At 73.3% G+C, this 10299-nt stretch carries 12 protein-coding genes; 5 read left to right on the plus strand and 7 right to left on the minus strand.

The window, feature by feature from the left end; translation table 11 throughout:
• The 5 genes from ACOJV7_RS16620 (at position 1) to ACOJV7_RS16640 (ending at position 5601) form a co-directional block, all read left to right on the plus strand.
• Positions 1 to 1932 carry a glycoside hydrolase family 2 TIM barrel-domain containing protein gene (locus ACOJV7_RS16620; protein ID WP_420191340.1) on the plus strand — a complete coding sequence of 644 codons (1932 nt, stop codon included), beginning with the start codon at positions 1 to 3 and terminating at the stop codon, positions 1930 to 1932.
• A 106-nt stretch (positions 1933 to 2038) separates the two neighbouring features.
• Positions 2039 to 3733 (plus strand): GAF domain-containing sensor histidine kinase, encoded by a 1695-nt coding sequence (locus ACOJV7_RS16625; protein ID WP_420191341.1) that lies wholly within the window; start codon positions 2039 to 2041, stop codon positions 3731 to 3733.
• Positions 3734 to 3773: 40 nt separating this feature from the next.
• Positions 3774 to 4718, plus strand: a complete 945-nt coding sequence (locus tag ACOJV7_RS16630) for a universal stress protein (RefSeq protein WP_420191342.1) — start codon at positions 3774 to 3776, stop codon at positions 4716 to 4718.
• 45 nt (positions 4719 to 4763) lie between these two features.
• Positions 4764 to 5399 (plus strand): response regulator, encoded by a 636-nt coding sequence (locus ACOJV7_RS16635; RefSeq protein WP_420191343.1) that lies wholly within the window; start codon positions 4764 to 4766, stop codon positions 5397 to 5399.
• 46 nt (positions 5400 to 5445) lie between these two features.
• Positions 5446 to 5601 (plus strand): hypothetical protein, encoded by a 156-nt coding sequence (locus ACOJV7_RS16640; RefSeq protein WP_420191344.1) that lies wholly within the window; start codon positions 5446 to 5448, stop codon positions 5599 to 5601.
• 16 nt (positions 5602 to 5617) lie between these two features.
• On the opposite strand, the gene ACOJV7_RS16645 is transcribed toward ACOJV7_RS16640, so the two are convergent.
• The 7 genes from ACOJV7_RS16645 to ACOJV7_RS16675 all read right to left on the minus strand — a co-directional run bounded on the left by ACOJV7_RS16645 (position 5618) and on the right by ACOJV7_RS16675 (position 10145).
• On the minus strand, positions 5618 to 6199 hold the full coding sequence (locus ACOJV7_RS16645; protein ID WP_420191345.1) for a CBS domain-containing protein: 582 nt from the start codon (positions 6197 to 6199) through the stop codon (positions 5618 to 5620).
• A 29-nt stretch (positions 6200 to 6228) separates the two neighbouring features.
• Positions 6229 to 6462, minus strand: coding sequence for a hypothetical protein (locus ACOJV7_RS16650; RefSeq protein WP_420191346.1), 234 nt, complete (start codon positions 6460 to 6462; stop codon positions 6229 to 6231).
• The gene (locus ACOJV7_RS16655; RefSeq protein WP_420191347.1) at positions 6459 to 6911 is read right to left on the minus strand and encodes a pyridoxamine 5'-phosphate oxidase family protein; all 453 of its coding nucleotides are present in this window, start codon (positions 6909 to 6911) and stop codon (positions 6459 to 6461) included. The genes ACOJV7_RS16650 and ACOJV7_RS16655 overlap by 4 nt, the downstream gene beginning before the upstream one ends.
• Before the next feature lie 40 nt (positions 6912 to 6951).
• Positions 6952 to 7485: a DUF6328 family protein gene (locus tag ACOJV7_RS16660; RefSeq protein ID WP_420191348.1), complete on the minus strand. Its 534-nt coding sequence runs from the start codon at positions 7483 to 7485 to the stop codon at positions 6952 to 6954.
• An 82-nt stretch (positions 7486 to 7567) separates the two neighbouring features.
• On the minus strand, positions 7568 to 8704 hold the full coding sequence (locus ACOJV7_RS16665) for a thiolase family protein (RefSeq protein WP_420191349.1): 1137 nt from the start codon (positions 8702 to 8704) through the stop codon (positions 7568 to 7570).
• Positions 8701 to 9822 carry an AMP-binding protein gene (locus ACOJV7_RS16670; protein WP_420191350.1) on the minus strand — a complete coding sequence of 374 codons (1122 nt, stop codon included), beginning with the start codon at positions 9820 to 9822 and terminating at the stop codon, positions 8701 to 8703. Before ACOJV7_RS16670 ends, ACOJV7_RS16665 begins: the two co-directional genes overlap by 4 nt.
• A gap of 80 nt (positions 9823 to 9902) precedes the next feature.
• The gene (locus ACOJV7_RS16675; RefSeq protein WP_420191351.1) at positions 9903 to 10145 is read right to left on the minus strand and encodes a hypothetical protein; all 243 of its coding nucleotides are present in this window, start codon (positions 10143 to 10145) and stop codon (positions 9903 to 9905) included.
• Between the last annotated feature and the right edge of the window lie 154 nt (positions 10146 to 10299).

Below are 10299 nucleotides of genomic sequence, written 5' to 3' on the forward strand. Positions count from 1 at the left end.
GTGAGCCCTCCACCACCCACGCCCGACGGGCACCTCGAGACGAAGGACGAGACCGACGTGACCGACGTCAGCACCGAACAGACCCAGGCCGAGCTGACCTACCCCCGGCCGCAGCTCGTCCGCGACCGCTGGCAGGACCTCTGCGGGGAGTGGGACTTCGCCTTCGACGACGACGACCTCGGCCTGGCCGAGGGATGGATGTCGGGCGGAGGTGCCTTCGACCGGCGCATCACCGTGCCCTACCCGCCGGAGTCCAAGCTCTCGGGGGTCCACGACACGACGCCCCGCCCGGTGGTCTGGTACCGCCTCCGCGTGGCACTCGACCGGCCGACCGAGGGGGAGCGGCTCCTGCTCCATCTCGGCGCGGTCGACCACAGCGCGCGGGTCTGGCTCAACGGGGATCTCCTCGGGCGGCACGAGGGCGGGCACACCCCGTTCTCCTTCGACGTCACCGAGTCCCTCGTCGAGGGAGAGCAGGTCCTCGTCGTCCGGGCCGAGGACCACGCCGACGACGTGACGCAGCCGCGGGGCAAGCAGGACTGGCTCGAGGAGCCGCACGGCATCTGGTACCACCGCACGACCGGCATCTGGCAGCCCGTGTGGACCGAGGTCGTCCCGCAGGTCCGGGTCGACGCACTGCACTGGACGCCGGACGTCGTGGGCGCTCGGGTCCGGGTCGAGGCGACGCTCTCGCGGGTCCCGGCCACCGGTGGCCGCGTCCGGGTCCGCCTCCGCCTCGGCGAGGAGCTGCTCGCCGAGCAGGAGGTGCGGCTGCTCGACCGTCACGTGGCCTTCGACGTCGCCCTGCCCGCGGCCCGCCACGGGCAGTATCGCGGGCGGCTGCTCTGGTCGCCGTCGAACCCGAACCTCGTCGACGCGGTCGTCGAGGTCGTCGAGGACGGGCGCACGGTCGACACGGTCCGGTCCTACTTCGGCTTCCGCAGCGTCGGGGTCGAGGACGGACGGTTCGTCCTCAACGGCCAGCCGTGCTTCCTCCGGCTCGCCCTGGAGCAGGGCTACTGGCCCGAGTCGCACCTGGCCGCACCCAGCGCGGAGGCGCTCAAGCGCGAGGTGGAGCTCGTCAAGGAGCTCGGGTTCAACGGCATACGGATCCACCAGAAGGTCGAGGACCCGCGCTTCCTCGCCTGGTGCGACCGCCTCGGTCTCCTCGTGTGGGGCGAGATGCCGAGTGCCTTCGAGTTCGCGCCGCGCGCGATCGAACGGGTCACCCGCGAGTGGCTCGAGGTTGTGCGCCGCGACCGCAGCCACCCGTGCGTCGTTACCTGGGTGCCGCTCAACGAGAGCTGGGGCGTCTGGGACATCGGCGAGGTCGAGGAGCAGCGTCACTACGCGACGGCGCTCTACCACCTCACCAAGGCGCTCGACGGCACGCGGCCGGTCATCTCGAACGACGGGTGGGAGCACACCGACAGCGACATCTGGGGCGTCCACGACTATGCCGCTCACGGCGCCTCCCTCGCCGCCCGGTACGACGGGCCCGACGCCGTCCGGCGCGTCCTGTCCGACCGCCGGCCGGGCCGCAAGCGCGTCGTCCTCGGCGACCCGGTCGACCGCGGTCAACCTGTCGTCCTCACCGAGTTCGGGGGCCTCAGCTACACGCCGAGCGAAGGCGAGAAGTGGTTCGGCTACGCCACCGTCGGCTCGGTGGAGGAGTTCGAGGACCGCCTGCGCGAGCTCGTCAGCGCCGTCCTCGACAGCAGCGAGCTCGCGGGGTTCTGCTACACCCAGCTCACCGACACCGAGCAGGAGAGCAACGGCCTGCTCACCGAGGACCGCAGGCCGAAGCTCCCCGTGGAGGTCATCCGGGAGATCCTCACCCGTCCGGCGCGGGCCATCCCGCCGGAGGAGATCGACGCGAGCCGGCGAGCAGCCGCCCGGGCCAGCCTCGACATGATGCCACCGGTGGAGTGAGGGGGAGGGACGTGCCGACCCGCCCGGCGAAGGTGGCCGGACGGCATACGGCGTGCTCCGACGTGGCAGCCGACCGTCAGCGGGGCGAACCGCATACGATCGCCGCGTGACTGGTTCTGCACGTTCGGAGCGGCCACCGGCGGGCGCGGGCGCCCCGGACGGGGGCCAGCGCTGGCCGCTCTCGTCGCTCGAGCTCGACGACCTCGTCGAGGAGCTGCGGGCGAGGGCCGACAGCGCGCGCGTCTCCCAGGAGAGGCTCGGCTCGCTCCTCGACGCCGTCATCGCAGTGAGCTCGGACCTCGAGCTCGCCGAGGTGCTGCGCCGCATCGTCGTCGCCGCCTGCGAGCTCGTCGACGCGACCTACGGAGCACTCGGGGTCCTCGGTCCGAGCGGTGAGGAGCTCGTCGAGTTCGTCACCCACGGGGTCAGCGAGGAGCAGCGGGCCGCGATCGGTCCGCTGCCGCGCGGGCACGGACTGCTCGGCATGGTCATCGCCAGCCCGCGGGCGCAGCGGGTGCCCCACATCGGGCAGCACCCGGACTCCTACGGCTTCCCACCGAACCACCCGCCGATGACGAGCTTCCTCGGTGCGCCGGTGCGGATCCGCGACCAGGTCTTCGGCAACCTCTACCTCACCGACAAGCGGTCGGCGCCGGAGTTCAGCAGCGACGACGAGGCGGTCCTCTCGGCCCTGGCCGCCGCTGCCGGTGTCGCGATCGAGAACGCGCGGCTCTACGAGCGGGCGCGGACGCAGCGGCTCTGGGGCGAGGTCATCGGCGACGCGACGCAGGCGCTCCTCGAGGGCACCGCGCAGGAGCAGGTCCTCGCCGACGTGACGGACTCCGTATGCCGTCTCGCCCGTGCCGATGCGTGCTTGGTCGCGCTGAGGAAGGGCTCCGACATCGTCGTCGCCGCGTCGTCGGGTGCGGTCGACCCGGACGGGGAGCCCGGGAAGACTGTCCGGGAGCCGAGGATCCTCTCGGCGATGCTCGGGCCGGCGCACACCGAGCCCGGGGCGCAGGGCGCGACCCGGGCGATGCTCCCGATCGCCCTCGGCGAGAGTCCTCTCGGGGTGCTCGTCGCCGACTGGGCCCGCGAGGAGCCGACCGTCCACGTGCCGCACCTCGAGCTCCTCGGGCGCAGCCTCGCGGTGTCGCTCGGCGCGGCGAGCGCGCGCACCGACCGCGCCCGGTCCGAGCTCCTCGAGGACCGCGACCGCATCGCGCGCGACATGCACGACAACGTCATCCAGCGCCTCTTCGCCACGGGGATGTCGCTGCAGTCCGCGGCCCCGATGAGTCCCCCCGAGGTGAGGGCCAAGCTCGACCGGGCGGTCGACGAGCTCGACGCCGCGATCACCGACATCCGGCACACGATCTTCGCGCTGCACCGCGTGCCCGGTGGGCGCCCGCTGAGCGCCGAGATCGCGACGGTGTGCGGGGACGCCGCCGTCACCCTCGGGTTCTCGCCCGAGCTGCGCATGTCGGGTCCGCTCGCGGACGTCCCGGAGGCCGTGGCCGCCGAGCTCCTGTCGGTCGTGCGCGAGGCGCTGAGCAACGCGGCCCGGCACGCGGCCGCCTCCTCGGTCACCGTCGTCGTCGAGGTGGGTGACGACGTGTCCGTCGTCGTCACCGACGACGGCCGCGGGCTGCCCGAGGGCGTCTCGCGCTCCGGACTCGGCAACCTCGCCCGTCGGGCCGAGGGGCGCGGTGGGTCCTTCTCCGTCGGGCCGGCCGACGGCAGCGGGACGCGGGTGCACTGGCGCGTGCCCCTGGGAGCCGACGACCGGGCCGGGACCTAGGGCCCTGTCGGGCCGGTCGGCGCCACCGCAGGCTTGCCGCATGGCTGATCTGCACATCGACCCCGCGGTCCTTCCGCAGCAGGAGCTGCCCGGTGCCACGACCGGGACCGTCGTCGTCGGCTACGACGCGACGCCGGAGGCGGGGCTGGCGCTGGACTGGGCCGCGGACTGGGCCGAGCTGCACCGGAGCCGGCTCATGGTGGCCTGCGCGGTCGACCCCGTCCTGTCGCCCGGACCACGGTCGGTCGGCGGGCCGGACGTCATCACCTTGCGACGGGCGGTCGACCGGGTCGCCGTTCAGGGGGTCGAGATCGTCCGTCCGGCGCATCCGGGCCTCGACGTGCGCAGCGTCGGTGCGGTCGGACACCCCTCGGCCGAGCTCGTGGCCCTCTCGGAGGACGCCGAGCTCGTCGTCGTCGGACGCCGCACGCGGCTGGAGAACCCGGCGGCGAGCGTGGGGTCGGTGTCGTTCGCCCTGAGCGCCCACTCGCGGTGCCCCGTCGTCGTCGTGCAGGGCCAGCGACGGCTCACCCAGGGACGCCCGGTCGTCGTGGGGGTGGACGCGTCTCGGCCGTCGATGCGTGCGGTGGCCTTCGCCGCGCAGGCCGCCGCGGCGGCCCACACCGACCTCGTCCTCGTGGCGGCCTGGTCGGGACGTGACGTCATGCCGTGGCTCGACGAGCTGTGGGGCGACCTCGGCCGCGGCCCCGACCGCGTCGAGGCCGAGCACGAGCGCGCGACCTGGGCCGTCGCGGAGGCCGAGCGGTTCGTGCGGGAGTCCCACCCCGGCATACGGACGACGCGACGGACTCCCCAGGGGCACGAGACCGACGCGTTGCTCGCCGAGTCGCAGGACGCCGGCCTGCTCGTCGTCGGTGCGCGGGGCGGGGGAGGGTTCGCGGGGCTGCTGCTCGGCTCGGTCAGCCGCGGCGTGCTGCGGCGCGGCGAGCTGCCGGTGGCCGTCGTCAGGGCCGGTGCGCTCTGACACGCGCCGTCCTACGATGACGCCAATTGCGAGGAGGGTGTGTCGATGATCCGGGTCTACCTGTTGGACGACCACGAGGTCGTGCGTCGTGGGCTGCGCGAGCTGCTCGAGGTCGAGGACGACCTCGAGGTGGCGGGCGAGTCGTCGACGGCTGGCGAGGCGACGCGGAGGATCCCGGCGCTGCGGCCCGACGTCATGGTGCTCGACGCGCGCCTGCCCGACGGGTCCGGCATCGACGTGTGCCGCGACGTCCGCTCGGTCGACCCGTCGGTGGCGGGCATCATCCTCACGTCCTTCGACGACGACGACGCACTGCGCGCGGCGGTCATGGCCGGTGCCTCCGGCTACCTCCTCAAGGACATCCGCGGCACGCAGCTCGTCGACTCGATCCGCCGGGTGGCGTCCGGTGAGTCCCTGCTCGACGACGACGTCGTCGCCCGGCTGCGCAAGCAGTGGGGGCACGACGTCGAGGACCCCCGCCTGGCCGATCTCTCGCCTCAGGAGCGCCGGATCCTCGAGCACATCGCCGAGGGCCTGACCAACCGGCAGATCGGCGAGACGATGTCGCTCGCCGAGAAGACGGTGAAGAACTACGTCACGTCGGTGCTGGCCAAGATGGGGTTGGAGCGCCGCACGCAGGCGGCGATCTACGTGACGAAGCACGGTTCCCAGGGGTACTGAGGCGGGGGTCACCGGCGCCCCGGGGTCAAGGGCCCTGTGGCGGCGGGTGACGGGCATCGCGTCGGTCGTCGACGACGAGGAGGCCGAGGCCGCTCTCGAGGCCGCGGACCGCGTACCCCGGACCGTGGGTGACCCGGCGACGTCGGTCTGGGTCCGGATCCGGCCGGACGCCATCACCGGGCGCGAGCTGCTGCAAGTGTGACCGGGAGAGTCCGGTCTCACCCGAGCCGGACGCTCCGCACGCCGGGGACCGTGGCGACGACGGCGACCGCCGCCTCGTCGAGGCCGTCGTCCGTCGGCGTCACCGTGACGTGGCCGGACTGCACGACAAAGGCCCGCACCGGGAGCCCGGCCGAGGCGAACGCCCGACCGACGGCGTCGGTGAGGGCCGCGCTCGAGACGGACATGGCGCGCAGGATGTCGCTGCGGCTCACCACGCCGACGAGGCGGTCGTCCTCGACGACGGGCAGGCTCTTGAACCCCGTGCGCGCGAAGAGGGCCGCGACCTCGGCCGAGTCGTCGGAGGGGGCGACGCACTGCGGGTCCCGCGTCATGACGTCGGCGAGGGTGCGCGACGGTGCGCTCGACGGCGCCGTCGACCAGAGGTGGGCCCGCGGGTCCCGGGGCAACGGCTCGCGCAGGACGTCGGCCTCGGACACGATGCCCACACACCTGCCATCGTCGTCGACCACCGGAACCGCGCTGATCGAGGAGGCCCCGAGGAGCTCGACGGCGTCGTCGAGGGTGGCGTCGCGCGACAGCGACAGCGCGGGCGAGGTCATGACCTCGGAGACGAGCATCTGTGCCTTCTTCCTCTCAGCGGGTGTACTCAGCCTGCTGGGTTCAGGCCTGCCTCGACAAGGCCCCTTGTCCGGTCCTGCGCCGAGCGCCACGGCGCGTTGAGCATGAAGAGCTCGACCTCGTCGACGGTCTCCTCGAGCACCCGCAGCAGCGTCCATGGCACCGAGGCGTTGCCCCCGGCGACGACGCGCAGTGGCCGGTCGAGGCGCCGGGCGGTCGCTCTTGGTGCGGTCGCGAGCGCCGCGGTCGTGGACGGCGTCACGGGCGCCGGACCCCGCCGGAGACCCGGATACGGCGCCCGGTGACGGTGTCGGGGACGAGCCGCATGAGGTGGGGTTTTGAGCCCTCCGCCCACGGGATGAGCGGCAGCGACATGACGGCGATCGAGTCGTCGACGTCGCGCACCTCGACGGCCGTGCCGCGGGCGACGACGCTCCAGGCCTCGGCCCGGTCGAGGTCGTAGCCGTCCATCTCGAAGGCGACCGGGCGGTTGCGCGCGGCGTCGTACTTCGTACCACCGGCAGTGCGAAGCACGATCGTCCCGTGGTCGACGGTGTAGTTGACCGGGAAGATGTCCGGGGCGTCGTCGTGGACGACGGCGAGCCGGCCGATGACCGACTGTCGCAACAGCTCCCACGACTCCTCGGTCGTCAGCGCGCGTGTCCCGCGATCGGGCAGGGGAGCGGGGTCGTGTCGGGTGTCCGTGTCCATGGCCTCATCGTTCCGGGGCGTGGAGGCGGGACACAGGGTCCTAGGTCCTGTCGAGCCGGCTGCGGACGACGAGCGGCACGAACAGCCAGTTGACGAGGAAGAGGAGGAGCGCGAGCCCCGCGGCGGCATAGGCGGCACCACCTCCGACGACGACGTCGAAGATGAGCCAGGTGACCGTGACGATCGTCGCGGCGAGCGCGACGAGACCGGCTTGCGCGGAGGCGTCGGCGAGCCGGACGAGCTCCTGCTTGGCCCGCTTGCGGAAGAGCAGCCGGTGCGCGCTCACCGGGGCCACGAGGAGCGTCGTGGCGAGCACCGCCGTCGCGAGGGCGACGAGGTATGCCGTCCGCTGACCGTCCGTGAGGTCGGCGAACCTCTGCTGGAAGGGGATCGTGAGGAGGAAGCCCGCGAGGATCTGGACGCCCGTCTGGGTGACCCGCAGCTCCTGGAGCAGCTCGTCCCAGTTGCGGTCGAAGCGCTCGGTCGCGGTCTCGTTGCGCTCGGAGTCGCGCTGGGACTGGCGCGGGGACTGGCGCTGGGTGTCGCGCTCGGTGTCGTGGGGCGTGGCGTCCATGCACCGAAGGTACCCAGCCTGCCGGTCGTCACACGGCGGCGCGTTCCGACTCCCCAGCCGCGCGCGGCGTCGCCGGGGTTGGTCAGCCGATGCGCTGCACGAGCATCGCCACGCCCTGGCCGCCGCCGACCGCGATGGCGGCGAGGCCGAGCTCGGGCCCGTCACGACGAACCATCTGGCTGAAGAGCCGCACCGCGAGCACTGCGCCGGACGCTCCCCAGGGGTGGCCGAGGGCGAGCGCACCGCCCTCGACGCAGACGCGCTCCTCGTCGAGTCCGAGGTCGTCGCAGCACGCGAGCACCTGTGCCGCGAACGCCTCGTTGACCTCGATCGCGCCGACGTCGTCGAGGGTGATCCCGTTGCGCTGCAGAAGCGCTCGGACCGCGGGCACCGGTCCGACGCCGGGCAGGTTCGGGTCGACGCCGACCGTCGCCCAGTCGAGACACGCCAGACCCGGTATGCCGTCCGCCCGCCTTCGCGCCTCGCTCACCACCGCGACCGCGGCCGCGCCGTCGTTGATGCCGCACGCGTTGCCGACGGTGACGGTGCCGCCGTCGGTGAAGGCGGCGGGAAGGCGCGCGAGGGTCGCGGCGCGAAGGTTGTCGCGGACCCGCTCGTCGTGGTCGAGCTGGGGAAGGGGCACGAGCTCCTCGTCGAAGGCTCCGCGCGCGCGAGCGGCTGCGGCACGCGCGTGGGAGCGGACGGCATACGTGTCCTGCCGTTCTCGGGTGATGCCCCAGCGAGCGGCGACGGCATCGGCGGCCGCGCCCATGTCGGGGTCGCCGATCTCGATTGGGGAGAACGGTGCCCGCGTGTAGCGCGTCGGCTCGCCGCCGTCGCGCGGGGGCCACAGGCGCCACGGTGCGGTGCTCGCGCTCTCGACTCCGCCGGCGAGGACGATCTCCGCCGAGCCGGACCGCACGAAGGCTGCCGCGGTGGTGATGGCGGCGAGCCCGCTGCCGCACTGGAGGTCGACGGTGAGTGCGGGGACCTCGGTGCCGAGGCCGGCAGCGAGGGCGCTCACGCGCGCGACGTTGCCTCCGGGGCCCATGCAGTTGCCGAGGACGACGTGGTGCGGAGTGCCGAGGTCGGCGTCGCTGAGGAGCGTCGAGAGGACCGGGGCGGCGAGGGCCGTTGTGTCGACCTCGCGCAGCGCCAGCCCTGCTGTGCCGATGGGGGTGCGTCGGGCGGCGACGATGACGGGGGTGTCGTCGTTCACGTCGTGACCTCGGCTCTGCTCGCGAGGATGCGGGCGCGCACCTCGGCGCGGTCGACCTTGCCGGCAGCGGTGAGGGGCAGGTCCGCCCAGGCGTGCCAGCGACGCGGCAGCTGGGTGCGGTCGAGCAGGTGGGCGGCGGCCTCGCGCACGTGGGTGATGCCGGGGAGCGTGGCGTCGACGTCTGTGGCGTCGACGTCTGCGGTGTCCGGGTCGGTGCCGACGCCGAAGGCCTCGACGACCTCGCCGACACCGGGGTGCGGTATGCCGACGACGACGGCCTCGACGACCTCGCCGAGGCCCGGGTGCGGTGTGCCGACGACGACGGCGGCGGTGACGCCCGGCAGCGACAGCAGCGCGGCCTCCACGTCGGCACACACGACGGTCGCGCCGCCGGTGGTGACGACGTCGTCGCCGCGTCCGACGACGACGAGTCCGCTGCCGTGGTCCCAACGGCCCAGGTCGCCGACGGTGGCGAACCCGTCGTCGTCGCGGTGCAGAGGGCCGGACTGCCCGCGCGCGTAGCCGTCGGCGAGCCAAGGGCTGCGTGCCCAGATGACGCCTTCGCGGATCTCGAGGTCGACCTCGGGGAAGGGTTCGAGTCGTTCGCCCGCGCGCATCGCGACGAAGCTCAGCTCCGCCGCGCCGTAGTAGTCGACGACCCAGGCGCCTGCCTTGTCGGCTTCGCGGCGGGTGGACTCGGGCAGGGAAGCTCCTGCGCACACCACGGTTCGCACGTCGCCGAGGCCACGGTCGAGGAGGGTCGCGAGCATCGCGGGGGTGAGGTGCGCGGCGGTGCAGGTGCGCACGGCCTCGGTGGCCGCGGCCGGGCTCCAGCGGTCGAGGGCCACGACGTCGGCGCCGAGGTGAGCGGCGTGGGCGTGGGCGAAGGCGAACATCGACCCGCTCGGCGGTGCCGGCACGAGGACGCGGTCGGCTGCGGTGAGGCCGGTCAGCCGGGTCACGTGGTCGAAGCTGTCCTCCCACGACGCCAGCGACCGCACGACGGTGCGTGGGACGGCACTCGTCCCGGACGTCGTGAGCTCGAGCCACACCTGGCCGTCCTGCTCGCGCAGGAGGCCCATCGCCCGCAGGGTCTCGCGGGCCGCAGTGTCACGCACGGCGCCACGGTCTCACATGCGCGGCAGCCGGCGTAGCCACGCGATCCCGTTCACCCTCCGGGCAGGCAACCACGCTTCGCTCAGAACGGTGGAGGCAGCGGTTCCGGTCTTGACGAGGGTAGGTCGATGGTCGGGATGTCGACCGCAGCGTTCCATGGTCCGAAGTGGCACTCCACCGCGAGTGAGGCTCTTCGTGGTGGTGGTTCGGGGCGTCGCTCGATCGAGGTGTCCTCGTCCGGGCTGACCTCGTCCGGGGAGTGGTCGACCGAGGCAAGATCGAGGAGGCGGGCGAGGGCGAGCTCGGCGAGGCTGTGCGCCGCCACGGGTGGACTCGACATGAGTGCAACGAGGGTCGACTGCGTCAGAGTCGGCGGCTGTTCGGTCCCCAGCGCTGGAGCAGGGAGGGCTGAGGCAGCGGACGGGTCGAGGTGAAGGACGCGGTCGAGGTGGTCGACGGGTGCGGTGGTGGTGTGGCGG

The sequence above is a fragment of the Knoellia tibetensis genome (genome assembly GCF_048606415.1).
Taxonomy (GTDB): Bacteria; Actinomycetota; Actinomycetes; order Actinomycetales; family Dermatophilaceae; genus Knoellia; species Knoellia tibetensis.